Source organism: Piscinibacter defluvii (genome assembly GCF_004011805.1).
GTDB classification, from domain to species: domain Bacteria; phylum Pseudomonadota; class Gammaproteobacteria; order Burkholderiales; family Burkholderiaceae_C; genus Piscinibacter; species Piscinibacter defluvii.
Genome location: NZ_RCHJ01000013.1, coordinates 160,934 through 186,627 on the forward strand (window position 1 = coordinate 160,934; position 25,694 = coordinate 186,627).

The 25,694-nt window shown below is 70.5% G+C and carries 26 protein-coding genes; 12 read left to right on the top strand and 14 right to left on the bottom strand.

Going from position 1 to position 25,694, the window contains the following annotated elements; all coding sequences use genetic code 11:
* Nucleotides 1-14: 14 nt before the first annotated feature.
* The 9 genes from D9C15_RS20215 to D9C15_RS20255 form a co-directional block, all read right to left on the bottom strand.
* Nucleotides 15-1,313, bottom strand: coding sequence for a DUF1329 domain-containing protein (locus tag D9C15_RS20215; RefSeq protein ID WP_205854856.1), 1,299 nt, complete (start codon nucleotides 1,311-1,313; stop codon nucleotides 15-17).
* Nucleotides 1,314-1,363: 50 nt separating this feature from the next.
* On the bottom strand, nucleotides 1,364-1,858 hold the full coding sequence (locus tag D9C15_RS20220; RefSeq protein WP_128000268.1) for a c-type cytochrome: 495 nt from the start codon (nucleotides 1,856-1,858) through the stop codon (nucleotides 1,364-1,366).
* Complete coding sequence (locus tag D9C15_RS20225) at nucleotides 1,858-2,286, bottom strand: c-type cytochrome (protein WP_128000269.1); 429 nt, start codon at nucleotides 2,284-2,286, stop codon at nucleotides 1,858-1,860. Before D9C15_RS20225 ends, D9C15_RS20220 begins: the two co-directional genes overlap by 1 nt.
* Nucleotides 2,283-2,834 carry a methylamine dehydrogenase light chain gene (locus D9C15_RS20230; protein ID WP_128000270.1) on the bottom strand — a complete coding sequence of 184 codons (552 nt, stop codon included), beginning with the start codon at nucleotides 2,832-2,834 and terminating at the stop codon, nucleotides 2,283-2,285. The genes D9C15_RS20225 and D9C15_RS20230 overlap by 4 nt, the downstream gene beginning before the upstream one ends.
* Nucleotides 2,835-2,851: 17 nt before the next feature.
* On the bottom strand, nucleotides 2,852-3,442 hold the full coding sequence (gene mauD / locus D9C15_RS20235; RefSeq protein ID WP_128000271.1) for a methylamine dehydrogenase accessory protein MauD: 591 nt from the start codon (nucleotides 3,440-3,442) through the stop codon (nucleotides 2,852-2,854).
* Nucleotides 3,443-3,444: 2 nt separating this feature from the next.
* The gene (locus D9C15_RS20240) at nucleotides 3,445-3,981 is read right to left on the bottom strand and encodes a MauE/DoxX family redox-associated membrane protein (protein ID WP_128000272.1); all 537 of its coding nucleotides are present in this window, start codon (nucleotides 3,979-3,981) and stop codon (nucleotides 3,445-3,447) included.
* A gap of 10 nt (nucleotides 3,982-3,991) precedes the next feature.
* Nucleotides 3,992-5,194, bottom strand: a complete 1,203-nt coding sequence (locus tag D9C15_RS20245; RefSeq protein WP_128000273.1) for an amine dehydrogenase large subunit — start codon at nucleotides 5,192-5,194, stop codon at nucleotides 3,992-3,994.
* A 207-nt stretch (nucleotides 5,195-5,401) separates the two neighbouring features.
* A complete protein-coding gene (locus tag D9C15_RS20250) occupies nucleotides 5,402-5,908 on the bottom strand; it encodes a dihydrofolate reductase (RefSeq protein WP_128000274.1) in 507 nt (168 codons plus the stop codon).
* A 32-nt stretch (nucleotides 5,909-5,940) separates the two neighbouring features.
* Nucleotides 5,941-6,624, bottom strand: a complete 684-nt coding sequence (locus D9C15_RS20255; RefSeq protein ID WP_128000275.1) for a GntR family transcriptional regulator — start codon at nucleotides 6,622-6,624, stop codon at nucleotides 5,941-5,943.
* A gap of 111 nt (nucleotides 6,625-6,735) precedes the next feature.
* On the opposite strand from D9C15_RS20255, the gene scpA reads away from it, so the two are divergent.
* From scpA to D9C15_RS20290, 7 genes are all read left to right on the top strand, one after another.
* The gene (gene scpA, locus D9C15_RS20260; RefSeq protein WP_128000276.1) at nucleotides 6,736-8,898 is read left to right on the top strand and encodes a methylmalonyl-CoA mutase; all 2,163 of its coding nucleotides are present in this window, start codon (nucleotides 6,736-6,738) and stop codon (nucleotides 8,896-8,898) included.
* Nucleotides 8,899-8,906: 8 nt separating this feature from the next.
* Nucleotides 8,907-9,899, top strand: a complete 993-nt coding sequence (meaB, locus tag D9C15_RS20265; protein WP_375138811.1) for a methylmalonyl Co-A mutase-associated GTPase MeaB — start codon at nucleotides 8,907-8,909, stop codon at nucleotides 9,897-9,899.
* A 14-nt stretch (nucleotides 9,900-9,913) separates the two neighbouring features.
* Nucleotides 9,914-11,446: an acyl-CoA carboxylase subunit beta gene (locus D9C15_RS20270; protein ID WP_128000277.1), complete on the top strand. Its 1,533-nt coding sequence runs from the start codon at nucleotides 9,914-9,916 to the stop codon at nucleotides 11,444-11,446.
* 14 nt (nucleotides 11,447-11,460) lie between these two features.
* Nucleotides 11,461-13,491, top strand: a complete 2,031-nt coding sequence (gene accC, locus D9C15_RS20275; protein ID WP_128000278.1) for an acetyl-CoA carboxylase biotin carboxylase subunit — start codon at nucleotides 11,461-11,463, stop codon at nucleotides 13,489-13,491.
* The gene (locus D9C15_RS20280) at nucleotides 13,488-13,958 is read left to right on the top strand and encodes a VOC family protein (RefSeq protein WP_128000279.1); all 471 of its coding nucleotides are present in this window, start codon (nucleotides 13,488-13,490) and stop codon (nucleotides 13,956-13,958) included. The genes accC and D9C15_RS20280 overlap by 4 nt, the downstream gene beginning before the upstream one ends.
* A complete protein-coding gene (gene def / locus D9C15_RS20285) occupies nucleotides 13,958-14,494 on the top strand; it encodes a peptide deformylase (RefSeq protein WP_128000280.1) in 537 nt (178 codons plus the stop codon). The genes D9C15_RS20280 and def overlap by 1 nt, the downstream gene beginning before the upstream one ends.
* 73 nt (nucleotides 14,495-14,567) lie before the next feature.
* The gene (locus D9C15_RS20290; protein WP_128000281.1) at nucleotides 14,568-16,445 is read left to right on the top strand and encodes a DUF6600 domain-containing protein; all 1,878 of its coding nucleotides are present in this window, start codon (nucleotides 14,568-14,570) and stop codon (nucleotides 16,443-16,445) included.
* A 9-nt stretch (nucleotides 16,446-16,454) separates the two neighbouring features.
* On the opposite strand, the gene D9C15_RS20295 is transcribed toward D9C15_RS20290, so the two are convergent.
* On the bottom strand, nucleotides 16,455-17,114 hold the full coding sequence (locus tag D9C15_RS20295) for an arylesterase (RefSeq protein ID WP_128000282.1): 660 nt from the start codon (nucleotides 17,112-17,114) through the stop codon (nucleotides 16,455-16,457).
* Between the two features lie 13 nt (nucleotides 17,115-17,127).
* Here D9C15_RS20295 and D9C15_RS20300 point away from each other — a divergent pair, with 13 nt between their 5' ends.
* Nucleotides 17,128-17,817, top strand: coding sequence for an ABC transporter ATP-binding protein (locus tag D9C15_RS20300; protein WP_128000283.1), 690 nt, complete (start codon nucleotides 17,128-17,130; stop codon nucleotides 17,815-17,817).
* A 111-nt stretch (nucleotides 17,818-17,928) separates the two neighbouring features.
* Here the strand turns inward: D9C15_RS20300 and D9C15_RS20310 are convergent, their stop codons facing one another.
* Genes D9C15_RS20310 through msrB form a run of 4 tightly spaced genes read right to left on the bottom strand, consistent with a single transcriptional unit; the run spans nucleotide 17,929 to nucleotide 20,096 of the window.
* The gene (locus tag D9C15_RS20310; protein ID WP_128000284.1) at nucleotides 17,929-18,735 is read right to left on the bottom strand and encodes a peptidylprolyl isomerase; all 807 of its coding nucleotides are present in this window, start codon (nucleotides 18,733-18,735) and stop codon (nucleotides 17,929-17,931) included.
* 49 nt (nucleotides 18,736-18,784) lie between these two features.
* On the bottom strand, nucleotides 18,785-19,051 hold the full coding sequence (locus D9C15_RS20315) for a BolA family protein (RefSeq protein ID WP_128000285.1): 267 nt from the start codon (nucleotides 19,049-19,051) through the stop codon (nucleotides 18,785-18,787).
* Nucleotides 19,048-19,701 carry a septation protein A gene (locus D9C15_RS20320; RefSeq protein ID WP_128000286.1) on the bottom strand — a complete coding sequence of 218 codons (654 nt, stop codon included), beginning with the start codon at nucleotides 19,699-19,701 and terminating at the stop codon, nucleotides 19,048-19,050. The genes D9C15_RS20315 and D9C15_RS20320 overlap by 4 nt, the downstream gene beginning before the upstream one ends.
* Nucleotides 19,698-20,096: a peptide-methionine (R)-S-oxide reductase MsrB gene (msrB, locus tag D9C15_RS20325; protein WP_128000287.1), complete on the bottom strand. Its 399-nt coding sequence runs from the start codon at nucleotides 20,094-20,096 to the stop codon at nucleotides 19,698-19,700. Before msrB ends, D9C15_RS20320 begins: the two co-directional genes overlap by 4 nt.
* Nucleotides 20,097-20,238: 142 nt before the next feature.
* Between msrB and D9C15_RS20330 the strand changes: the two genes are divergently transcribed.
* From D9C15_RS20330 to D9C15_RS20345, 4 genes are all read left to right on the top strand, one after another.
* Nucleotides 20,239-21,885 carry a 3-(methylthio)propionyl-CoA ligase gene (locus D9C15_RS20330; protein WP_128000288.1) on the top strand — a complete coding sequence of 549 codons (1,647 nt, stop codon included), beginning with the start codon at nucleotides 20,239-20,241 and terminating at the stop codon, nucleotides 21,883-21,885.
* A gap of 109 nt (nucleotides 21,886-21,994) precedes the next feature.
* Nucleotides 21,995-23,281, top strand: coding sequence for a branched-chain amino acid ABC transporter substrate-binding protein (locus tag D9C15_RS20335; RefSeq protein ID WP_128000289.1), 1,287 nt, complete (start codon nucleotides 21,995-21,997; stop codon nucleotides 23,279-23,281).
* Between the two features lie 62 nt (nucleotides 23,282-23,343).
* A complete protein-coding gene (locus D9C15_RS20340) occupies nucleotides 23,344-24,378 on the top strand; it encodes a branched-chain amino acid ABC transporter permease (RefSeq protein WP_128000290.1) in 1,035 nt (344 codons plus the stop codon).
* The gene (locus tag D9C15_RS20345) at nucleotides 24,378-25,667 is read left to right on the top strand and encodes a branched-chain amino acid ABC transporter permease (protein ID WP_128000291.1); all 1,290 of its coding nucleotides are present in this window, start codon (nucleotides 24,378-24,380) and stop codon (nucleotides 25,665-25,667) included. The genes D9C15_RS20340 and D9C15_RS20345 overlap by 1 nt, the downstream gene beginning before the upstream one ends.
* Nucleotides 25,668-25,694: the final 27 nt, after the last annotated feature.

A 25,694-nucleotide genomic window follows, 5' to 3' on the forward strand; every position in this document is an offset into this window, starting at 1 on the left:
TCGCGGCCGGCGAGTCAGTCGACCTTGCCCTCCTGCGGCATGTTGTCGGCCATGTAGCGGCCGACGTTCAGGTCGTAGACGATGTAGCCCTGGTAGACGCAGGCCGGCAGTTCCCAGGCCACGTAGGGGTAGCTCTCCTGCACGCGCCACACCTTGCCCTGCGCGTCGTAGTTGTCCGCGGCCACCATCGCCCAGGTGTCCTCGTCGAGGTAGATCGTGCGCTTGGGGAACTGGTGGCGCTGGCCTTCCTTGACGGTGGCCTCGATCTTCCAGACGCGGTGCGCCTCGTAGCGGATCAGCTCGCGCTTCGGGTAGTCGGCGCCGAAGATGTCGACCAGCTTGGCGTCCTGGTTGTTGAAGCGGAAGGTGTTGTAGGGAACGATCAGTTCCTGCTTGCCCGCGAGCTTCCAGTCGTAGCGGTCGAGCCGGCCGCCGAACATCGGGTACTGGTCGACCGCGAGCAGGTTCTCGTAGCCGGGCACCGGGTTGTCGTAGGCGAAGGTCGGCGCGCGGCGCACGCGGCGCTGGCCGGGGAAGTACAGCCAGGCGTCGTTGTCCTTGGCCTGGTAGTAGTGGATCAGGATGATCTCGCCGGTGCGCGCCGCCGGCGTCACCACCTCGTTGAGCACCAGCCACTCGAGGCCGTCGCCCTCGTTCACCGGCTTGCCGGCCAGGTTGCCCAGCGGCGTGGCGGTGAGCTGGTCCTGCACCAGCGGCACGAACTTGCCGTCGCCGGGCGAGGAGAACACGGTCGAGTAGCGCTCGCTGCGGCCCTCGCCGACCCAGCGCATCTTGTAGTTCCACATCGCCTGCGTGCCGTTCTCCGGGATCGGGAAGGGCACGCCGCCGGTGACGCCGCCGCCGATGTCGATGCCGTTGGCGGCCAGCTTGGCGCTGGTGGCGTTCTTGCGCGTGTTGTCGTAGACGGGCTGCGGGTAGCCGCAGGAACGGCGCGTCGGGTAGACGTCCATGCGGTAGCCCTTGAGCTGCTTGAGCAGCGCGAGCTGGCCGTCGCTGAGCCGGTCCTTGTACTTGTCGGCGTTGCCGGCGTCGATGCTGTAGAGCGGCTTGTCGGCCGCGTAGGGGTCGGGCCGCGCCTGGCCGGGTTTCCAGCCGGCCGGGGCCTTCAGGTCGCCGCCGTTCCAGGCGGGGATCGAGCCGTCCTTGTTGGCGCCGCGTTCGGCGCCCATCGGCGTGAGGTCCTTGCCGAGCGCCTGGGCCTGGGCCTCGGTGGCTCCCAGCGCCGCCGTCGAAGCCAGCGCGCCCCCGGCCAGCAGCGCGACGGCCGCGGCCCCCCGTGTCCAACGATTCATCGGTTCCCTCCTCGCGCCGTGGCGGCGCCTGTCCCTTGTCGTGAATGAACTCAGTCGATCGTGATGCCGAGCGCTCGGGCGCGCTCCTGGATCTCCTTGCGGGCGCGGCCCACGTCCACCAGCGGTGCGGCGCGGGCGCGCGCCACCTCGGCGGCATCGAAGGGGCGGTGCTCGGGCGGCACCGAGTCGCGGGCGATCGTCGCCAGCACCCAGTTCGTGACCTCGGCCACCTGCGCGTCGCTCAGGCCCGAGCCCATCACGCCGGGCACGCTGATCACGAAGGCGCGGCCGCCCTCGACGCGCAGGAAGTCGCCCAGCCGGCGCATGTCGGGCACGTAGCCGAGCTTCGAGCCCGAGCCGTCCACGCCGTGGCAGCCGGCGCAGTGCAGCACGAAGTGCGAGCGCGGCTGGCTGACGCTGGCCACGGCCGGCGCGTCGGCGCGTGCCGGCACCTGGCGGCCGAGCGTGGTGTTGACGCCGCCGAGCGCACACGCCGCGGCCGGTGCCAGCGCGGCGAGCCAGAGCAGGGCGCGCGGCGCCTGCATCACGGCCCCAGCAGCTGCGTGCGCAGCGCGCGGGTCTGCGGCGGGCCGCCCGGCTTCTCGCGCGCGGCCTTCAGCTCCTCGGCGGTGTAGGCCGCCTCCGCACCCTGCAGCCTGCGCACATGGGTGGCCACGGCCGCCAGCGACGCATCGTCGAGCTGCGCCGCGAACGCGGGCATGCTGCCGGAGAAGGGCTGGCCGTTGACCTTGATCGGGCCCGACAGGCCATGCGTCAGCACCGCGGCCAGGTAGCCGCGCTCGGCACCGAGCCGGGTCCAGTGCTCGCCCTTCAGCGACGGGGCCAGGCCCACGGTGCCGCTGCCGTCGGCCTGGTGACAGGGCGCGCAATGCTGGGCGAACAGTGCCGCGCCGTCCGGCGCCGCCTGTGCACCGGAGGCCAGCAGCGCGGCGAGGACGCACCGTGCCTTCATGCCACCCCGACGATCACCGAGGTCGTGCAATGGAACATCGAGCTCGTGTTCGCCATGCACCAGTTGATGTCGTTGTGCACGCCGAGCCGGTAGCCGGGGCGCTCGCGCTCGTTGTTGTTGCACAGGCATTCGCCGCACGAGGCCTTGCCGCAGCAGTCGTTGTAGGACACGAGGTACTGGCGGCCGTCCTGCGGGTTCATGCAGGTGCCGACCCAGGACACCTTGGACGCCTCGGTGCCCGGCGGGCATTGCGTCAGCGAGCCGCCGCAGCAGGTGCACAGGTAGCCGTCGAAGGCGCAGTAGCGCCAGTACTCGCACTGGGTCGGGTCCTGGTTGGCAGCGAGCTTGCGGCCCTTGCCGCCGCCGTGTCCCGCCGCATGGGCGGAGCCGAACTGGCCGCTGCGGTCGAACGGCAGCATCGGCAGCAGCGCGCCGCCCACCAGCGCCACGCCGAGCCGCGTGACCAGGCTGCGCCGCCCGTGGCTGTGGGCCACGCGCCGCACGCTGCGCTCGGTGAGCCGGTCGATCAGGGAGAGGAGTCCGCGCATGGTCGAGTGCTCCGGGGTCAGGCGGCCGAGCCGCCGAGGTAGTGCTGGATGGTCGGCGCGCCCATGTCGTGGGCGTTGAGCAGGCTGTCGAGCTGCTCGCGCGAGTTGACGAGGCCCTTGGAGGCCACCGTGCCCTGCGCATCGAGCAGCACGGCATACGGCAGGCGCGACACGCGGTAGCTCATGCCGAGTTCGGTCGAGAGCACGTAGGGCAGCGCCTCCAACCCCTGCTCGCGCACGAAGCGCAGGTGTTCGGCTTGCTCGCCGTCGCTGGCCAGCACGATCGCCAGGCGCTGCTTCTCGTCGCGCGCCAGCGCCTTGAGCACCGGGATCAGCTTCTTGCACACCGGGCAGGTGGGCGCGAGGAAGAAGATCAGCGTCGGCGTGGTGCTCGCGCCGCCGATGACCACCGGCTCGCTCTGGATGCCGCGCAGGCTGAAGCTCGGCGAGGCCGCGCCGACTTCCGGGCCGGCGTCGGTGACGAGGGCACCCATCGGCGCGACACGCTCGAACAGCACGCCCACCTGGCGCGACAGCGCCCACAGCAGCACGCCGAGCGCGATCACCGCGGTCCACAGCAGCACGATGGAAACAGACAGCACGTCCATGGTCAGGTCCTTCTGAAAAGCGGGCGCAGCGTCGGCGCGCGGTGGCGCAGCACCTGGTGCAGCGCCGCGTAGAGCAGGGTGGCCAGCAGCAGCGCGGCGGCCACGACGAGGAAGTCGGCCAGGCTCATCGCGCGTGGCTGCAGCGGCGCGGCGGCGACGAGCGCCAGCGCCGCGAGCAGCCCGTTGCGCAGCACGAGCGCCCAGGACACCGGCAGCGGCTCGCCGCCGCAGCCGCAGTCGGGCCGCCGGCCGCGCGCCAGCGGCAGCGCCATCGCGGCGGCGTAGGCCAGCAGCAGCGCGGCCGCCAGCGCCGCACCGGCGGCGCGCCAGGGCGTGAGCAGCAGCAGCGCAGCCAGCGCCTCGGCCGCGGGCAGCACACGCGCCAGCAGGGCGAGCAGGCGGTCGGGCACGCCGAACGCGGCCAGGTGCTGCTCGAACAGCGCCGGGTCGCCGACCTTGGCGACGGCGGCGTGCGCGAACAGGGTCGCGAGGCAGGCCGCGGCCAGCCAGGCGAGCAGGGGGTCGACGGGGGCGAACATCGCGGCGCCCTCAGTCGTGCGACTCGAGCTGCAGCGCCGCCTCGCCGGCCGCCTTCACGGTGGCCACGGGCTTGAGCCTGCCGCTGTCGTTCCAGTCCCACACGCGCAGCGCGCCGGTCATGCCATCGAGCGCCTGCAGCCGCTTGCCGCTGCGCGAGAAGGTCAGCGAGGCCGAGCCCTGGCCGGGCGCGGTGGCCAGGCGCTTGCCGCTTTCCAGGTCGACCACCCAGAGCTGCTTGGCCGGCGTCTTGTGCGAGCCCTCGCGGCCCTTGTCGTGCATGGACACCACGGCCCAGCGGCCCGAGGGGTGCACCGCGAAGGCCTGGTAGCCGCCCGGCCGCCAGCCCTGCTTCTGCTGCGCCGCGTTGACGATGCTGCGCGCGCCCTTCACCTGCGCCACGGCGCCGGAGACGTCGACCTCGGTCAGCGTGCCCTTGAAGCTGGCGAACCAGTAGCGGTCGCCGATCTGCTCGGCGCTGTGAAACCAGGCGTCGTTGTCGGCGTCGAACACCTTCTCGCTGACCTGCCGGTCGGCGACCTGGCCCTTGTCGTCGAGCGTCACGGTGGCGAGCTTGCCGTCGCCGCACAGCATCGCGAAGCGGCTCGGGTGGCTGGCTGCCGGCAGCACGCCCCAGCAGCCCGGCGTGGGCACCTCGGTGCTCACCTTGCGCTCGGCCAGGTCGACCACCGTGAGCGAGGTCGCCGGCGTGGCGTTCTGCACCAGCACGAAGCGGCCGTTGCCGGTGGGCCGCACCAGGCCGCGGTAGTTGAGCGTCTGCGCGCGCTTGGGCGGCAGCAGCACCTCGTACTTGAAGGCGAGCGTCTGCGTGTCCCAGACCTCCAGGATGTCGCTGCGTTCGCCGCGCCCGCCCCGGCTGAGGTAGGTGGTCGCGACATAGACCTCGTCGGCCTTTTCAGACAGCGCGAAGTTGCCCGCGTAGCCGGTGTTGATCATGCCCAGCAGCTTGCCGGCGCGCGCGTCGAACACCCGCAGGCGGCCGTCGACGATGTGCGAGATGGCGACGTCGCCGACATACACCCGCTCGCTGGTGGCGCCCTCGAGCGTCGAGCCGACCAGGGTTTCGGCGGGCAGTTCGGGCGGCGGTTCGGCCGGCTTCGCCTTGCTGGCGGCCATGCCGGCCGAGGTGGCCAGCATCAGCAGCGCGGCCGCCCATGGCCGGGCCGTGCGCCGAGGCCTTGCTCGTGCAGTCATCGTGTTCTCCTCATGCCGGCCGGCAGGCCGGGCCCTCGTCTGGCACGCATTCTGGAAAGCGGGCCGGGGGGCCGATATCACGATTTGGCAAAGACGCGGGCGGGTTTTCACCGGCCGCGCGGCCGGCCGCACCGGCCGCACCGGTCGACGCGGTGCTGCGGCGCGGGGCGGCGGGTCAGGCGGCGGCGGACGGCCGCGGCCTGCGCCTCACGCCGCGCGGCGACGCTCGTAGCGGTTGAAGCGGTAGGTCAGGCCCGCAGCCGTCTGGCGCGGCTCGCTCTCGACCAGGCGCCAGGCGGCGCGGTCCCAGGCGGGGAAGAAGGTGTCGGCGTCGAAGCTGGCGTCGACCTCGGTCAGCACCAGTTCGTCCGCGCGCGGCACGGCCTGCGCGTAGAGCTCGCCGCCGCCGATCACGAACACGCGGGTGGCGGCACGGCAGCGCCGCAGCGCGTCGTCCAGCGAGGCCGCCGGCTCGGCGCCGCTGGCCTGCCAGCCGGCCTGGCGCGTGACGACGATGTTGCGCCGCCCCGGCAGCGGGCGGAAACGCTCGGGCAGCGAATCCCAGGTCTTGCGGCCCATCACGACGGGGCAGCCCATCGTGACGCGGCGGAAGTGCTTCTGGTCCTCGCTCTCCTGCCACAGCAGTTCGCCGCCACGGCCGATGCCACCGTCGCGGGCGACGGCGGCGATCACGGCGAGGATGGGGCGGGCCATGCGGCGATTGTCGCCGCGGGCAGAAGCCGCCCTCAGGAGAGGGTGGCGGCCTCGCGCCCCGCATCCAGGTGGGCGCGCATCAGGGACTGGGCACGGGCACCGTCGCGCTGCTCGATCGCGGCCATCACGGCCCGGTGCTCGCGCAGCGAGGCCTCGATGCGGCCCTGGCGCAGCAGCGACTGGCGGCGGTTGAGCTTCATCACCTTGCGCAGGTCGCCCACCAGCTGGATGCGCCAGCGGTTGTCGGCGATCTCCAGCAGGCGCAGGTGGAAGCGCTCGTTGGCGGCGAAGAAGCGGTCGCGGTCGGCCACGCTCGCCTCCAGCTCGGCGTGGAGGGCACGCAGCTCGGCGCGTTCGGCCTCGCTGGCGCGCTCGGCGGCCGCCGCAGCGGCATCGCTCTCGAGCAGGGCCAGCAGATGGAAGACCTCGGACAGATCGCGTTCCGACACTTCGGTGACGTAGGCGCCGCGGCGCAGCTTCATCGTCACCAGGCCCTCGGCGGCCAGCACCTTGAGCGCCTCGCGCAACGGCGTGCGGCTGATGCCGTATTCGGCGGCCAGCGCCTGCTCGTCGATCCAGCTGCCCGGCGCGAGCGTGTGCGCCAGGATGCGCTGGCGCAGCCGGTCGGCCACCTGCTCGTACAAGGCACGCTCGGCGAGCCGCGCCGGCGGGCGGCCGGCGGCGTCGAGGCGGACATCGGCAGAGGAGGTGGCCATGACGGACGGGCTTGAAAGCTGGACGAAAGCCGGTTACCGGAACATATAATTCAATTTTGAATTATGGATGAGGCCCGATCCCCCGTCCAGCCCCGCCGAGGAGACGCTTTCATGGCCCACGACGACACCTTGCCGAACGCCGCCGACCTCGCCGCCTGGCAGAAGGCCGCGGCCCGGTCCGCGCCGGGTGGCGCGGTCGAGGCGCTGAACTGGACCACGCCCGAGGGCATCGTCGTCAAGCCGCTCTACACGGCCGCCGACCTGCAGGGTCTGCGCTACACCGACACGCTGCCCGGCTTCGCGCCCTTCGTGCGCGGCCCGCAGGCCACGATGTACGCGGTGCGGCCGTGGACGATCCGCCAGTACGCCGGCTTCTCGACGGCCGAGGCCAGCAACGATTTCTACCGCAAGGCCCTGGCGGCCGGCGCGCAGGGCGTCAGCGTGGCCTTCGACCTGGCCACCCACCGCGGCTACGACAGCGACCACCCGCGCGTGACCGGCGACGTCGGCAAGGCCGGCGTGGCGATCGATTCGGTCGAGGACATGAAGATCCTGTTCGACGGCATCCCGCTCGACAAGGTCTCGGTCTCGATGACGATGAACGGCGCGGTGCTGCCGGTGCTGGCCGGCTACGTGGTGGCGGCGGAGGAGCAGGGCGTCTCGCAGGACAAGTTGAGCGGCACCATCCAGAACGACATCCTCAAGGAGTTCATGGTCCGCAACACCTACATCTACCCGCCCGCGCCGAGCATGCGGATCATCGGCGACATCATCGAGTACACGGCGAAGAACATGCCGAAGTTCAACTCGATCTCCATCTCCGGCTACCACATGCAGGAGGCAGGGGCGAACCAGGCGCTGGAGCTCGCCTTCACGCTGGCCGACGGCAAGGAGTACGTGAAGACGGCGCTCGCCAAGGGCCTGGACGTGGACGAGTTCGCCGGGCGGCTCAGCTTCTTCTGGGCGATCGGCATGAACTTCTACCTCGAGATCGCCAAGATGCGCGCCGCGCGTCTGCTGTGGTGGAAGATCATGCAGGGCTTCGGCGCGAAGAACCCGAAGAGCCTGATGCTGCGCACCCACTGCCAGACCTCGGGCTGGAGCCTCACCGAGCAGGACCCGTACAACAACGTGGTGCGCACCACGATCGAGGCGATGGCTGCGGTGTTTGGCGGCACGCAGAGCCTGCACACCAATGCGCTGGACGAAGCGATCGCGCTGCCCACCGAGTTCAGCGCGCGCATCGCGCGCAACACGCAGCTGATCATCCAGGAGGAGACGCACATCACCAACGTCGTCGATCCCTGGGCCGGCAGCTACCTGATGGAGAAGCTCACGCAGGAGATGGCGGACAAGGCCTGGGCCATCATCGAGGAGGTGGACGCGATGGGCGGCATGGTCAAGGCGGTCGATTCCGGCTGGGCCAAGCTGAAGATCGAGGCCAGCGCCGCCGAGAAGCAGGCGCGCATCGACTCGGGCCACGACGTGATCGTCGGCGTCAACAAGTACAAGCCGCCCAAGGACGAGCCGATCGAGATCCTCGAGGTCGACAACCACGCGGTGCGCGAGAACCAGATCCGGCGCCTGACCACGCTGCGCGCCGGGCGCGACGGCCAGGCGGTGAAAGCCAGTCTTGACGCGCTGACGGCCTGCGCGGAAAGTGGCCAGGGCAACCTGCTGGATCTGAGCATCCGGGCGATCCGCGCCCGGGCCACGGTGGGCGAGGTGAGCGATGCGCTGGAGAAGGTCTGGGGGCGCCACCGCGCCGACACGCAGAAGGTGACCGGGGTGTACGCAGCCGCCTACGACAGTGCCGAGGGCTGGGAGAAGCTCCAGGGCGAGATCGCGGCCTTCGCCGAGGCGCAGGGCCGCCGCCCGCGCGTGATGATCGCCAAGCTCGGCCAGGACGGGCACGACCGCGGCGCCAAGGTCGTGGCCACGGCGTTCGCCGACCTGGGTTTCGACGTCGACATCGGCCCGCTGTTCCAGACCGCCGAGGAATGCGCGCGCCAGGCGATCGAGAACGACGTGCACGCCGTGGGCGTCTCGACGCTCGCCGCCGGCCACAAGACCCTGGTGCCCGCCATCATCGAGGCGCTCAAGGCCCAGGGCGCGGACGACATCATAGTGTTCGTCGGCGGCGTGATCCCGCGCCAGGACTACGACTTCCTCTACCAGGCCGGCGTGAAGGGCATCTACGGCCCGGGCACGCCGATCCCCGCGAGCGCGAAGGACGTGCTCGAGCAGATCAAGGCGAACCTGAAAGCCGGCTGATCGTGACCTTGCCGGCAACGGACCAGGCCCTGGCCGACGGCGTACGGCGGCGCGACCGGCGTGCGCTCGCCAAGGCCATCACGCTGCTCGAATCGACGCGTGCCGACCACCGCGCGCGTGCCGACGCGCTGCTCGATGCGCTGCTGCCGCACACCGGCAACGCGGTGCGCATCGGTCTCTCGGGCGTGCCCGGCGTCGGCAAGTCGACCTTCATCGAGGCCCTCGGGCTGCAACTGATCGCGCAGGGCCACCGCGTCGCGGTGCTGGCGGTCGACCCGTCGTCGAGTGTCTCTGGCGGCTCCATCCTCGGCGACAAGACGCGCATGGAGCAGCTCTCGGTGCGCGACGAGGCCTTCATCCGCCCGAGCCCTGCGTCCGGCACGCTCGGCGGCGTGGCCGAGAAGACGCGCGAAGTGCTGCTGCTGTGCGAGGCCGCGGGCCACGACGTGGTGATCGTCGAGACGGTGGGCGTGGGCCAGAGCGAGACCGCGGTGGCCGGCATGACCGACCTGTTCGTGTTGCTGCAGCTGCCCAACGCCGGCGACGACCTGCAGGCCATCAAGAAGGGCGTGATGGAGCTGGCCGACCTCGTGGTCATCAACAAGGCCGACCTCGATCCGGCCGCGGCGACGCGCGCCCAGGCGCAGATCACGAGTGCCTTGCGCGTCTTCGGCCAGCAGGGCAACCCGGCGCACGGCACCGCGGCGCCGGTGATGCAGGCCAGCGGGCTGAAGGGCGAGGGCGTCGCCGCGTTCTGGGCGCTCGTGATGCAGCATGTCGAGGCCCGCCGCGCCAGCGGCGCCTTCGCGCTGCGCCGCCAGCGCCAGGCACAGGACTGGCTGTGGGACCTGGTGCGCAACCGCCTGCTGGCCGATTTCCGCGCCCACCCGGCGGTGAAGCGCGAACTGCCGGCCGCACTGGCCGAGGTGAGCGCCGCGCGATCGGCGCCTTCGGTGGCGGCGCGCCGCCTGCTGCAACTCTTCGAATCGAACAACTCCTGAGGAGGCCTCCGACCATGCACGACATCATCCAGCAGCTCGAAGAGAAGCGCGCCAAGGCGCGGCTCGGCGGCGGCGAGAAACGCATCGCCGCGCAGCACGGCAAGGGCAAGCTCACGGCGCGCGAGCGCCTCGAGCTGCTGCTCGACGAGGGCACCTTCGAGGAATGGGACATGTTCGTCGAGCACCGCTGCGCGGACTTCGGCATGCCCGAGAACAAGGTGCCGGGCGACGGCGTGGTCACCGGCTACGGGATGATCAACGGCCGGCTCGTGTTCGTCTTCAGCCAGGACTTCACCGTGTTCGGCGGCGCGCTCAGCGAGGCGCACGCCGAGAAGATCTGCAAGGTGATGGACCAGGCGATGAAGGTCGGCGCGCCGGTGATCGGCCTGAACGATTCCGGCGGCGCGCGCATCCAGGAGGGGGTGGCCTCGCTCGGCGGTTATGCGGAGGTGTTCCAGCGCAACGTGCTGGCCTCGGGCGTGGTGCCGCAGATCAGCATGATCATGGGGCCGTGCGCCGGCGGCGCGGTGTACTCGCCCGCGATGACCGACTTCATCTTCATGGTGAAGGACAGCTCGTACATGTTCGTCACCGGCCCCGAGGTGGTGAAGACGGTGACGCACGAGGAGGTGTCGGCCGAGGAACTCGGCGGCGCCGCCACCCACACCGGCCGCAGCGGCGTGGCCGACCTGGCCTTCGAGAACGATGTCGACGCGCTGCTGATGCTGCGCCGCTTCTTCAACTACCTGCCGCTGAACAACCGCGAGAAGCCACCCGTGCGGCGCAGCGGCGACGCGGCCGAACGCACCGACCTCTCGCTCGACACCCTGGTGCCGGACAACCCGAACAAGCCCTACGACATGAAGGAGCTGATCGCCAAGACGGTGGACGACGGCGACTTCTTCGAATTGCAGCCCGACTACGCGAAGAACATCGTGATCGGCTTTGCGCGCATGGACGGGCAGACCGTGGGCATCGTCGCGAACCAGCCGCTGGTGCTGGCCGGCTGCCTGGACATCAAGAGCAGCATCAAGGCGGCCCGTTTCGTGCGCTTCTGCGACGCGTTCAGCATCCCGGTGATCACCTTCGTCGACGTGCCCGGCTTCATGCCCGGCACCAGCCAGGAGTACGGCGGCATCATCAAGCACGGCGCCAAGCTGCTGTATGCCTACGCCGAGGCGACGGTGCCCAAGATCACTGTGATCACGCGCAAGGCCTACGGCGGCGCCTACGACGTGATGGCCTCCAAGCACCTGCGCGGCGACGTCAACTTCGCCTGGCCCAACGCCGAGATCGCGGTGATGGGCGCCAAGGGCGCGGTGGAGATCATCTTCCGCGAGGACAAGGGCGACCCGGCCAAGCTTGCGGCCAAGGAGGCCGAGTACAAGGCGCGCTTCGCCAACCCCTTCGTGGCCGGCGCGCGGGGCTACATCGACGACGTGATCCAGCCGCACGAGACCCGAAAGCGCATCTGCCGCAGCCTCGTGATGCTGCGCGACAAGAAGCTCGACAACCCGTGGCGCAAGCACGGGAACATCCCGCTGTGAGGGGGAGAGGGAACATGTTCACCAAGATCCTGATCGCGAATCGGGGCGAGATCGCCTGCCGCGTCATCAAGACCGCCCGCAAGATGGGCATCGCCACCGTCGCCGTGTACTCCGAGGCCGACCGCGATGCACGCCACGTCGAGATCGCCGACGAGGCCGTCTTCATCGGCCCGGCACCCAGCCGCGAGAGCTACCTCGTGGCCGACAAGATCATCGCCGCCGCGAAGCAGACCGGTGCCCAGGCCATCCACCCGGGTTACGGCTTCCTGTCCGAGAACGAGGACTTCGCGCGCCGCGTCGAAGAAGCGGGCCTCACCTTCATCGGGCCCAAGCACTACAGCATCGCGGCGATGGGCGACAAGATCGCCTCGAAGAAGCTCGCCACCGAGGCCAAGGTCAACACCATCCCGGGCTACAACGACGTGATCGAGTCGCCCGAGCAGGCGGTGAAGATCGCCAAGGACATCGGCTACCCGGTGATGATCAAGGCCAGTGCCGGCGGCGGCGGCAAGGGCCTGCGCGTGGCCTTCAACGACAAGGAGGCCTTCGAGGGCTTCAGCTCCTGCCGCAACGAGGCCAAGAACAGCTTCGGCGACGACCGCGTCTTCATCGAGAAGTTCGTCGAGCAGCCGCGCCACATCGAGATCCAGGTGCTGGGCGATGCCCACGGCAACGCGGTCTACCTGTGGGAGCGCGAGTGCTCGATCCAGCGCCGCCACCAGAAGGTGATCGAGGAGGCGCCGTCGCCGTTCATCAGCGAGGCCACGCGCCGCGCGATGGGCGAGCAGGCCGTGGCGCTGGCCAAGGCGGTGAAGTACCAGAGCGCGGGTACGGTGGAGTTCGTGGTCGGCAAGGACCAGAGCTTCTACTTCCTCGAGATGAACACCCGGCTGCAGGTGGAGCACCCGGTCACCGAGTGCATCACGCGGCTCGATCTGGTGGAGCAGATGATCCGCGTGGCCGCCGGCGAGAAGCTCGCCTTCGGCCAGGGCGACATCGTGCGGCGCGGCTGGGCGATGGAGTGCCGCATCAACGCGGAGGACCCGTTCCGCAACTTCCTGCCCTCCACCGGCCGGCTGGTGAAGTACCAGCCGCCGGCGGCGACGATGGAAGCCGCGCTGCCGGTGCCCGCCGGCGGCGGCGTGCGCGTGGACACCGGCGTGTACGAGGGCGGCGAGATCCCGATGTACTACGACTCGATGATCGCCAAGCTGATCGTGCACGGGGTGGACCGCGAGGACGCGATCCGCAGGATGCGCGAGGCGCTCAACGCCTTCGTGATCCGTGGCATCTCGAGCAACATCCCGTTCCAGGCCGCGCTGCTGGCGCACCCGAAGTTCGTCGCCGGCGACTTCAACACCGGCTTCATCGCCGAGCAGTACCCGAAGGGCTTCTCGGCCGACGCCGTGCCGCACGACGACCCGGACTTCCTGCTCGCGCTGGCCACGGCGGTCAAACGCCTGTCGCTGCAGCGCGCGGCCGGGCTCTCCGGCCAGCTGCGCGGCCACGAGATGGCCATCCGCGAGGACTTCGTCGTCGTCGTGATCGGCGAGGACGGCACGCGCCAGGCCACGCCGGTGCACGTGAGGGTCGAGGGCCTGGCCAGCCGCGTCGAGATCGACGGCCGCGCGCACGTGATCACGCTGCACGGCTCGCTGCGCGACATCGCGATGCAGGGCGACTGCGACGGCGAGCAGTTCTGCGCCCAGGTCGAGCGCATCGGCCTGGACTACCGCATCACGCACAACGGCCGCAGCGTGCGCGCCCGCGTGCTGGCGCCGCGCGCGGCCGAGCTCTACGAGCTGATGCCGGTGAAGGCGCCGCCGGACCTCTCGAGGTTCCTGCTCTCGCCGATGCCCGGGCTGCTGGTCGACGTGGCAGTGCAGCCGGGCCAGAAGGTGCTGGCCGGCGAGAAGCTCGCCGTCATCGAGGCGATGAAGATGGAGAACATCCTGGTCGCCGCGCAGGACGGCGTGGTGGCGAAGGTGGCCGCGAGCAAGGGCGAGAGCCTGGCGGTGGACCAGATCATCCTGGAGTTCGAATGAGCCGGCCCTTCAAGGTTCTCGGGATTCAGCAGGTCGCCATCGGCGGCCTCGACAAGCAGCGCCTGAAGACGCTCTGGGTCGACAAGCTCGGCCTGGAGGTGACGGGCACGTTCCGCTCCGAGCGCGAGAACGTCGACGAGGACATCTGCGCGATGGGGGCCGGGCCGTTCAAGGTCGAGGTCGACCTGATGCAGCCGCTCGATCCGGAGAAGAAGCCGGCGGTGCACGCCACGCCGCTGAACCACATCGGCCTGTGGATCGACGATCTGCCGAAGGCCGTCGAGTGGCTCACCGCCAACGGCGTGCGCTTCGCGCCCGGCGGCATCCGCAAGGGGGCGGCGGGCTTCGACATCTGCTTCCTGCACCCCAAGGGCAACGAGGAGTTCCCGGTCGGCGGCGAGGGCGTGCTGGTCGAGCTGGTGCAGGCGCCGCCGGAGGTGATCGAGGCGTTCGCTAAGATTGCCTGATGGCCGTCAGAGACATCCTGAAGATGGGCGACCCGCGGCTGCTGCGGGTGGCGAAGCCGGTGCGCGAGTTCGACACGCCCGAGCTGCACGCGCTGGTGCAGGACCTGTTCGACACCATGCACGCCGCCGACGGCGCCGGCCTGGCCGCGCCGCAGATCGGCGTGGACCTGGCCGTCGTCATCTTCGGCTTCGCGAAGAACCAGCGCTACCCGGATGCCCCGCCCGTGCCCGAGACGGTGCTGGTGAATCCGGTCATCGAGCCGCTGTCGGACGACGAGGAGGAGGGCTGGGAAGGCTGCCTCTCGGTGCCCGGGCTGCGCGGCGTGGTGCCGCGCTTCGCACGCATCCGCTACCGCGGCGTCGATGCCCGCGGCACGCCGATCGACCGCGAGGCCGAGGGCTTCCATGCGCGCGTCGTGCAGCACGAGTGCGACCACCTGATCGGCAAGCTCTACCCGATGCGGGTGCGGGATTTCACCCGCTTCGGCTTCACCAGCGTATTGTTCCCGGGACTGGACGCCGAGGCCGACGACTGAGGCGTTTGTAAAGCTGTGTGTCGCGGTGGGACGGCCGGTCGTCCGGGGCCGCGGCCCAAGCGTTGGAAGCGCCATGAACCGCTTGCGTCACCTCGTCTGCCGCGGCCTGGGCGCCGCGCTGCTGGCGCTGTTCGCCTGGGGGGCGGCGTCGGCCACCAGCCTGAGCACCGATCCGGCGGTGGATCCGCCCGGGCGCGTCGGCCGCATCGCCGAGCTGCAGGGCACGGCCTGGCTGTACCACCCGGCCGACGGGGACTGGCTCGCCGCCGAGCGCAACCGCCCGCTGACCGGCGGTGACCGGCTGGCCACCGAGGCCGGTGCGCGCGCCGAGGTGCAGATCGGCTCGACCACGCTGCGCCTGGACGGCGGCAGCGAGGTCGAGGTGCTGCGATTGGACGACGAGCGCGTCGTGCTGAAGCTGCACGACGGCAGCGCGGCGCTGCGGCTGCGCAGCGCCGAGGCGGTGCCGGAGTTCGAGCTGCAGACCGCCGAGGGCCGCTTCACCGTGCAGCGCACCGGCCGCTACCGCTTCGACCGCGACAACCAGGCCAGCTTCGTGACCGTCGACAGCGGCCAGGCCACCTACGAAGGGCAGGGCAGCGCGCTGCCCGTTCACGCCGGGCAGAAGGCGGAGTTCTGGGTCGATGGCGCCGGCGTGGCGCAGTACCGGCTGCTCGAGCCGGCGCGCGACGCGTTCGCGTCCTGGGTCGGCGAACGCGACCGGGTCGGGGACAGCGGCCCGGCGCAGCGCTACGTCTCGCCCGAGATGACCGGCGCCGAGGAACTCGACCGCTACGGCCAGTGGCAGAACGACGCCGAGTACGGCACCTTGTGGGTGCCGCGCCAGGTCGCGCCGGGCTGGGCCCCGTACACGATGGGCCGCTGGGCCTGGGTCGCGCCCTGGGGCTGGACCTGGGTCGACGAGGCGCCCTGGGGCTTCGCGCCGTTCCACTACGGGCGCTGGGTGTGGCATGGCAGCCGCTGGTGCTGGTCGCCGGGCCACTACGTGCGCCGGCCGATCTATGCGCCGGCCCTGGTGGCCTGGATCGCCGGCCCCGGCCTGCGCGCCACCCTCGGCACCGGGCCGACCATCGGCTGGGTGCCGCTCGCCCCGCGCGAGGTCTACGTGCCCGCCTACCGCGTCAGCCCGGGCTACGTGCGCAACGTGAACATCACGCACGTGGTCAACATCACCAACCTCACCACCATCGTCAACAACCCGCAGCAGGCGGTGGAGGGGCGCGACTTCCGCAACCGCAAGTTCCCGCACGGCGTGACCTTCGTGCCGGCCTCCACGCTGAGCACGCGCGCACCGGTGGCCCCGGCGGCCCGCACCCTGCGCGAGCTGCCGGAAGGGCGCGAGATCGTGCGCGGCCGGCCGCACGAGCGCGCGCCGGTGCTGGCTGCACCGCCGGCCACCCTGGTGGCTGCCAGGCCGCCGGCACCCGGCTTCTCCGAGGGGCCGCGCCGCCCGCCGCCGGGCGTGCGGCGCGATGACAGGCGCGATGACCGGCGCGACGACCGGCGCGATGACCGGCGCGATGACAGGCGCGATGACCGGCAGGATGACCGCCGCGACGATCGCCGCGAAGACTGGCGAAACGATCGAAGCGACGCCCGGCGCGACGACCGGGTCGAGCTGCGCCCCGCGCCGCGCCGCGATTCGCCGCGGCTGGCCGAGCCGACGGGCGAGCCGGCACTGCGCCAGCCGACGCCGCCCGAGCGCCGCGAGACACCGACACTGCGGGAGCGCGAGCCAGCCGTGCGGCCGGTGCAGCCGCCGCGCCCGGTGCAGCCGGTCACGCCGCGCGAACCCCCCGCGCCGCGCGAGGCGCCCGCCCTGCGTGAGGCCCCGCGCGAGTTGCCGCGCCAGGCGCCGCGGGTGCAGCGCGAGCCGCGCGAGCAACGCGAGGCGCGCCCCAACCCGGGCGGCCGCCAGCGCGCCGACTGAGCCGCGCGGTCAACGCTGCTTGAGCAGCGGCGCGAGCACCGGCCAGACGTTGGCCAGCATGCGCGGATGGGCCTGCGCCGTGGGGTGGATGCGGTCAGCCTGGAACAGCGTGTCGGCCTCCGCCGCATCGGCCACGCCGGCCAGCAGGAAGGGCACCAGCGCGGCCTGTTCGGCCTTGGCCACGCTGCCGAACAGGGCCGCGAAATCGTCGCCGTAGCGCCGGCCGTAGTTCGGCGGCACCTGCATGCCGACGATCACCACCTGTGCGCCGGCGGCACGCGCGGCGCGTGTCATCTGCACCAGGTTCTCGCGGGTCATCGCCAGCGGCAGCCCGCGCAGCGCGTCGTTGCCGCCGAGTTCGATCACCACGTGGGTCGGCCGGTGCTGCTGCAGCAGTGCCGGCAGGCGCGAGCGGCCGCCGGAGGTGGTGTCGCCGCTGATGCTGGCGTTGACCACGCTGGCCGCGATCTTCTCGCGCGCCAGGCGTTCGCCCAGCAGCGCCACCCAGCCGCTGCCGCGGGCGATGCCGTACTCGGCCGACAGGCTGTCGCCCACCACCAGGATGGTGGCCGGCCGCGCGGCGGCCGCGAACGCCCCCGCGCCGGCGCCGGCCAGCAGCATCAGGCTACAGTGCGCCAGCCAGGCGCGCCGATCGCGGCGACGAACCATTCCCGACCCATCCATGTCCGAACCCATCATCGCCGTCGAGCGTGTCACCAAGCAGGTGCACGACGCCAGCGGCCCGCTGACGATTCTCCACGAGATCGAATTCATCCTCGAGGCGCGGCAATCCGCCGCCATCGTCGGCGCCTCGGGCTCGGGCAAGAGCACGCTGCTGTCCATCATCGCGGGGCTGGACACACCCTCCCGCGGCACGGTGAAGCTGGCCGGCATCGACCTGTTCGCGCTCGGCGAGGACGAGCGGGCGGCGGTGCGGGCGCAGAAGCTCGGCTTCGTGTTCCAGAGTTTCCAGCTGCTGGCCAACCTGACGGCGCTGGAGAACGTGATGCTGCCGCTGGAACTGCAGGGCCGGCACGACGCCCGCGAGCGCGCCACCGAGATGCTCGGCCGCGTCGGCCTCGGCGAGCGGCTGCGCCACTACCCGCGCGTGCTGTCGGGCGGCGAGCAGCAGCGCGTGGCGCTCGCGCGTGCCTTCGTCGTGCACCCGGCCGTGCTGCTGGCCGACGAGCCGACCGGCAGCCTCGACTTCGCCACCGGCGAGAAGGTGATGGAGCTGATGTTCGAGCTCAACCGCGAGGCCGGCACGACGCTCGTGCTGGTGACGCACGACCGCGGCATCGCGGCGCGCTGCGACCGCCAGCTGCGCATCGAGGCCGGGCGGCTCGACGTGGGCGAGCAGCTCGCGATGTGACGGTATGGCTCCGATGCCGGAGCGCAGCCGGCCAGCGCCGGGCCGCTCCCAAGCGGCCGGCCGGCCCCCTCGGGGGGCGGCCGCGGTACCCCGCGGCCGGGGGCCGTCATCTCACTGCGTGAGGAACTTGTAGTCCGTCTTGGACTTGGCCTTGATCTCGTCGCGGAACTGGGCCATCTTCTGCTGGCCCAGGCGCTGCTGGATCTGGCCCTTCACTTCCTCGAGCGGCGGGAACTTGGCCTCGCGCGTGTCCTCGAGCTTGATGATGTGCCAGCCGAACTGCGACTTGACCGGCGCCTCGGTCATCTCGCCCTTCTTCAGCTTGACCATCGCCTGCGAGAACTCGGGCACGTAGGCGTTGGGCGGGGCGAAGTCGAGGTCGCCGCCGTTCTCGCCCGAGCCCGGGTCCTTCGAGTTCTTCTTGGCCAGGTCCTCGAACTTGGCGCCGCCCTTGATCTGCGCGATCAGCGCCTTGGCGTCGTCTTCCTTCTCGACCAGGATGTGGCGCGCGCGGTACTCGGTGCCGCTGGCCTGGCCCTTGAACTTGTCGTACTCGGCCTGGACGTCGGCGTCGGTGACCGGGTGCTTCTTCTGGTAGTCGGCGAACAGCTCGCGGATCAGGATCGACTGGCGCGCGATCTCCATCTGTGCCTTGAAGTCGGGCGAGGCGGCCAGGCCGCGCTTCTCGGCCTCCTGCATGAACATCTCGCGCAGCACGACCTCGTCGCGCACCTGCTGCTCGAGCTCGGGCGTCTTGGGCTGGCCCTGCCGGGTGGCCTGCTGCAGCAGCGCGTCGACCCGTGACTTGGGCACGGCCTTGCCGTTGACGATGGCGATGTTCTGCGCGAACACCGGGGCGGCAAGCGCCAGGGCAGCGCAGAACGCGGACAGGCGAACGGCCAGCGGGAGAGTCTTCATGGGTGGAGGGTCTTTCAGCGTGGAAGGGACGGCTGCGGCGCGGGGAGCGTCACGGCTCGTCCGGGGCCCGGGCATCGATGGCCAGCGCGTGGATGCCACGCGCGATCAACGGGCGCAGGGAATCATAAACGAGGCGGTGCCGCGCCACCCGTGACAAACCGTTGAAGCGTTCGCTGGTCACGCGCACGGTGAAATGACCGCCCTCACGCGCGCCGGCATGGCCGGCATGGGCCGCGCTGTCGTCGTGCACGGCCAGCGCCTGCGGCGCGAGCGCAGCCTGCAGGGCACGCTCGATGTCGTCGGCGCGCACGCTCACGGCGCCGGCCCCGGCGAGGTGGCCGCGGCCTCGTCGTCGTCCTTCAGGTGGCGGCTGATGTAGACGCCCTGGGCGACGGTGAAGGCCAGCATCAGCCCGATGCCGCCGAACAGCTTGAAGTTGACCCAGGCGTCGGTGCTGAAGCTGTAGGCCACGTACAGGTTGGCCAGCCCCATGAAGGCGAAGAACGCGATCCAGGCGAAGTTCAGCCGCTGCCAGACGCGCCCGGGCAGCTGCAGCTCGGCGCCGATCAGCACTTGCAGCAGGTTCTTGCGGAACAGCGCATGGCTGACCCAGAAGGTCAGGCCCATCACCCAGTACAGCACGCTGGGCTTCCACTTGATGAAGGTCTCGTTGTGGAACCAGATCGTCGCGCCGCCGAGCACGGTGACCAGGCCGAGGCTGATCCACAGCATCAGGTCGATCTTGCGGCCGCGTGCCATCAGGATGGCCACCTGCGCCAGCGTGGCCAGGATCACCACCACCGTGGCCAGCAGCACCGGCGCCTCGTCGGGGCCGACCACGCCGCCGGAGACGACGAAGCCGAGGTGGTCCGACGCGAACTGCGCTGCCCAGTCCTTGCGGCCTTCGGCCAGCTTGAAGGTGCCGAAGAACAGGATGATGGGCAGGAAGTCGAGCAGCAGTTTCATTTGGCCGCGAAGTTTAATGCGGCCGAATTGATGCAATAGCGCTCGCCGGTGGGTTGCGGCCCGTCGGGGAACACATGGCCGAGGTGGGCGCCGCAGTTGCGGCAGCGCACCTCCACGCGCACCATGCCGTGGCTGCGGTCGACCACGCGCTCGATCACGTCGGCATTGACCGGCTCCCAGTAGCTCGGCCAGCCGCAGCCGGCGTCGAACTTGGTCTCGGAGCGGAACAGCGGCGTGCCGCAGCCGACGCAGTCGTAGCGGCCGTCCTGCCAGTGGTCCCAGTAGCGGCCGGTGAAGGGGCGCTCGGTGGCCGCCTGGCGCGTCACCTGGTACTGCATCGGGTCGAGTTGCTCGCGCCACTCGGCGTCCGTCTTGCGGACCTTGTAGTCGCTCATGGCCTGGACGGGAAGGAACGCTGAATCCGCCAGTGTATCGAGCGCGTATCCAGGCGATGCGGCTAGGGGTAAACCGCAGGAAGGTGGTCCTCGAGCCGCTTCCTATGATCGGCCGCCGTTTCATCCGTTCCGGGAGACCCGCATGGCACAGCTGATGGGCCAGATGATGCAGATGCCGCTGATGATCTCGTCGCTGCTGCGGCATGCCGCGCGGCACGCCGGCGACGTGGAGATCGTCTCCAAGCGCGTCGAAGGCGACATCCACCGCTACACCTACCGCGACGCCGAGCTGCGCGCGCGCAAGCTGGCGCAGGCCCTGGCCCGGCTGGGCTGCGCGCCGGGCGACCGGGTCGGCACGCTGGCCTGGAACGGCTACCGGCACTTCGAGATCTACTACGGCGCCTCGGGCTCCGGGCTGGTGCTGCACACCATCAACCCGCGCCTGTTCCCTGAGCAGATCGCCTGGATCGTCAACGACGCCGAGGACCGGGTGCTGTGCTTCGACCTGAGCTTCCTGCCGCTGGTCGAGAAGCTCGCCCCGCAGCTGCGTTCGGTCAAGCAGTTCGTGCTGCTGGCCGGGCGCAGCCACATGCCGGCGCAGACCTCGCTGGCCAACCTGCGCTGCTACGAGGAACTGGTCGAGGCCGAGGACGGGGTCTACCACTGGCCCGAGTTCGACGAGAACACCGCCTCGAGCATCTGCTACACCTCCGGCACCACCGGCAACCCGAAGGGCGCGGTCTACAGCCACCGCTCGACGCTGCTGCACAGCTACGGGCTGGTGATGCCCGACGCGATGGGCGTGGGCGGGGCCGACGTGATCCTGCCGGTGGTGCCGATGTTCCACGTCAACGCCTGGGGCACCCCCTATGCGGCGCCGATGACCGGCGCCAAGCTGGTGTTCCCCGGGCCGCACCTGGACGGCAAGTCGCTCTACGAGCTGATGGAGGCCGAGAAGGTGACCTTCAGCGCCGGCGTGCCGACGGTCTGGCTCGGCCTGATCAACTTCGCCAAGGCGCAGCACCTGAGGTTCGGCACGCTCAAGCGCACCGTCATCGGCGGCTCGGCCTGTCCCCCGGCGATGATGCGCACGCTGGAGGACGAGTTCGGCGTCGAGGTGATCCACGCCTGGGGCATGACGGAGATGAGCCCGCTGGGCACGCTGGCGCGCCTGAAGGCCAGGCACCGCGACCTGGGCGTCGAGGCGCAGCGCCGCATCCTCGAGAAGCAGGGCAAGGCGATCTTCGGCGTCGACATGGCCATCGTCGGCGACGAGGGCCAGGCGCTGCCCTGGGACGGCCGGGCCTCCGGCAACCTGGTGGTGCGCGGGCCCTGGGTGATCCGCAGCTACTACCGGCGCGACGAGTCGCCGCTGATCGGGCTGGACGGGCAGCAGTGGTTCCCCACCGGCGACGTGGCGGCGATCGACGCCGACGCCTACATGCAGATCACCGACCGCAGCAAGGACGTGATCAAGTCCGGCGGCGAGTGGATCAGCTCGATCGAGCTGGAGAACATCGCGATGGCGCACCCGGCGGTGCTGGAGGCCGCGGCGATCGCCTGCGCGCACCCGAAGTGGGACGAGCGGCCCCTGCTGGTGGTGGTGCGCAAGCCCGGCGCCGAGCTGACGCGCGAGCAGATGCTCGGCTTCTTCGAGGGCCGCATCGCCAAGTGGCAGGTCCCCGACGACGTGGCCTTCGTCGACGAGATCCCGCACACCGCCACCGGCAAGATCCAGAAGCTCAAGCTGCGCGAGATGTTCAAGGGGCACCGGCTGCCCGGCGCCTGATGCCCCTGGTTGTCCCATGGGTGACAGGGCTTCGGGGTAGTCCCTGTCGCGCATGGAAAAGGGCTTCGGCTACCGTTGCACCGCCCTCAACCCCCCGGGAGATGAGTCCATGACAAGCCCCCTGCGTTTGCTGTCGCGCCGTACCCTGGCACTGGCGGCAGGACTGGCCCTGGCCGGCGTGGCCTTCGCGCAGACCAAGCCTGCGCCCAAGCCGGCGGCCAAGCCGCTGAACGGCCAGGTCGTCAAGATCGCCTGGATCGACCCGCTGTCCGGGCTGATGGCGCCGGTGGGCACCAACCAGCTCCGGAGCTTCCAGTTCTTCGCCGAGAAGTTCAGCGCCAGCAACCCGGCCGGCGTCAAGTTCGAGGTGATCGGCCTGGACAACAAGCTCAGCCCGACCGAGAGCCTGAACGCGCTGAAGGCCGCGATGGACCAGGGCGTGCGCTACATCACCCAGGGCAACGGCTCCTCGGTGGCGCTGGCGCTGGTCGACGCGGTCAACAAGCACAACGAGCGCAACCCGGGCAACGAGGTGCTCTACCTCAACCACTCGGCGGTCGACCCGGACCTCACCAACAGCAAGTGCAGCTACTGGCACTTCCGCTACGACGCCGACACCTCGATGAAGATGGAGGCCCTGTCCAGCTTCATGCAGGACCAGAAGGACGTGCAGAAGATCTACCTGCTGAACCAGAACTACTCGCACGGCATGCAGGTGGCGGCTTACGCGAAGGAGACGCTCAAGCGCAAGCGGCCGGACATCCAGATCGTCGGCGAGGACCTGCACCCGCTGGCCCAGGTGCGCGACTTCGCGCCCTACATCGCCAAGATCAAGGCCTCGGGGGCCGATGCGGTGATCACCGGCAACTGGGGTTCCGACCTGGCGCTGCTGGTCAAGGCGGCCAACGAGGGCGGCTACAACGGCAAGTTCTTCACCTACTACACCGGTGTCACCGGCACGCCCACCGCACTGGGCACCGGCCCGGCCGGGCGTGTGTTCCAGGTGGCCTACAGCCACTACAACGTCGGCGGGCCGCTGACCGCGTGGATGAAGGAATACAACGACAAGTTCGGCGACGACTTCTACACCGCCTCGGTGATCCGCATCTTCGAATCGCTCGGTCAGGCGATGGCCAACGCGAAGTCCACCGACCCGGTCAAGGTGGCCGCGGCGCTGGAGGGCCTGAAGTTCCAGAGCTTCAACGGCGAGCTCGAGATGCGCAAGGCCGACCACCAGCTGCAGCAGCCGCTGTACGTCACCGTGTGGCAGAAGGCCGACGCGAAGCACCCGTACAGCCCGGAGAAGACCGGCATGACGCTGGTGCCGGTAAAGGAGTTCCCGCCCTACGTCTCCAGCACGCCCACCAGCTGCCAGATGAAGCGCCCGGGCGCCTGATCCAGGCCAATCCAGGGCCCGACCGGCGCTGAGCTCGGCGGGCCCTTCCTTCTGCCTGCCCGATGGAGTTCTTCACCGTCTCGCTGCTCAACGGCCTGAGCTACGGCCTGCTGCTGTTCATGCTCAGCTCCGGGCTGACGCTGATCTTCAGCATGATGGGCGTGCTGAACTTCGCCCACGCGAGCTTCTACATGGTCGGCGCCTACGTGGCGTACTCGATCGCCAGGCTGGTCGGCTTCTGGCCCGCGCTGCTGCTCGCGCCGCTGGTGGTGGGTCTGCTGGGCGCCGCCTTCGAGCGCTGGTGCCTGCGCCGGGTGCACAAGTTCGGGCACGTGCCCGAGCTGCTCGTCACCTTCGGGCTCTCATACGTGATCCTCGAGCTGGTGCAGCTCGTGTGGGGCCGCTCGGCGGTGGAGTTCCAGCCGCCCGAACTGCTGCGCGGGCCGGCCTTCACGCTGGTCAACTCCTCGGCCGACGGGCTGAGCCTGGTGCTCGGCGCGGCGCCCGCGGCGCTGTGCCGTGCCGCCGACGCCGCGGTGCGCGTGGTGTGCTCGCCGTTCCCGGCCACGCGCGGCTTCATGATGCTGGTGGCGCTGGCCATGCTGCTGGCACTGTGGGCGCTGCTGACGCGCACCCGCATCGGCCTGGTGATCCAGGCGGCGCTCACCCACCCGGAGATGACCGAGGCGCTCGGCCACGACGTGCCGCGCGTGTTCATGGGCGTGTTCGGTGCCGGCGCGGCGCTGGCAGGGCTGGCCGGCGTGATCGGCGGCAGCACCTTCGTCACCGAGCCGGCGATGGCGCTGACGGTCGGCTCGGTGATCTTCGTCGTCGTCGTGGTCGGCGGCATGGGCTCGCTGGCCGGGGCCTTCCTCGCCTCGCTGCTGATCGGCGTGGTGCAGACCTTCGCGGTGGCGCTGGACTGGTCGCTCGGCGGCGCGCTGCGCAGCCTGGGCGTGGAACTCGGTCCGGCGGCCGCCGGCAACACCTGGCTGAAGCTGACCATCGCGCAGGTGGCGCCGATCCTGCCGTACCTGCTGCTGGTGCTGATCCTGATCTTCCGGCCACGCGGCCTGCTCGGCACGCGCGAGGACTGATGTCCCAGGTCTACCGCTTCAAGCCCTGGAACGTCGGCCGCGCCGTGGTCTGGGGCGCCTACGCGCTGCTGCTGCTCGTCGCGCCGCTGCTGTTCACGAGCAACCTGTCGCTGACCATCCTGTCGCAGATCGGCATCGCGATCGTCGCCTGCCTGTCCTACAACATGCTGCTGGGGCAGGGCGGCATGCTCAGCTTCGGGCACGCGGTGTACACCGGGCTGGCCTCGTTCGTGGCGATCCACGCGCTGAACCGCGTCGGCGCGGGCAGCCTGGCGCTGCCGGTCAGCCTGATCCCGCTGGTGGGCGGCCTGGCCGGCGCCGGCTTCGCGCTGCTGCTGGGCTACGTCACCACGCGCAAGGCCGGCACCACCTTCGCGATGATCACGCTGGGCATCGGCGAGCTGGTGTTCGCGATGTCGCTGATGGTGCCGGAGTTCTTCGGCGGCGAGGGCGGCGTCTCGGGCAACCGGGTGGTGGGCTCGCCGGTGCTGGGCATCAGCTACGGGCCGCAGATCCAGGTCTACTACCTGCTCGCGATCTACACCTTCGTCTGCACCGGCGCGATGTTCGCCTTCACGCGCACGCCGCTCGGCCGCCTGCTCAACGCGGTGCGCGACAACGCCGAGCGCGTCGAGTTCGTCGGCTACAGCACGCGCCACGTGCGCTACATCGCCTTCGTCGTGGCCGGCTTCTTCGCCGGCATCGCCGGCGGCATGTACGCGCTGAACTTCGAGATCGCCACCGCCGAGGTGGTGGGCGCGCTGCGCAGCGGCGCCTACCTGCTGTTCACCTTCCTCGGCGGCGCGGTGTTCTTCTTCGGGCCGATCATCGGCGCGGTGCTGATGGTGCTGGCCTCGGTGCTGCTGTCGGAGTTCACCAAGGCCTGGCTGCTCTACCTCGGCCTGGTGTTCCTGTTCATGGTGATGTATGCGCCGGGCGGCATCGCCAGCCTGATCATGATGAACCTGCGCGTGGCCGCCTTCGGCAAGCTGGGGCGGCTCTGGACCGCCTACCTCGCGCTCGGCGGCACCGCGCTGACCGTGCTGGTCGGCGCGGCCGCGATGATCGAGATGGTCTACCACCTGCAGCTCAACGAGGCGCTCGGGCCGACCCTGCGCTTCGCCGGCGCGACGCTCGATGCACGCGGCGTCGACGCCTGGTTCGGCGCCTGCTTCGTGCTCGTCACCGGCGCGGCGCTGTTCGAGCTGGCGCGGCGCCGCTTCGTGGCCGAATGGGGCCTGGCGCAGGAGGAGATCGAGAAGGAGATCAAGCGGAGAGAGGCCTTATGACTGACAGCCCCTCGCGCGCGGAGGTCC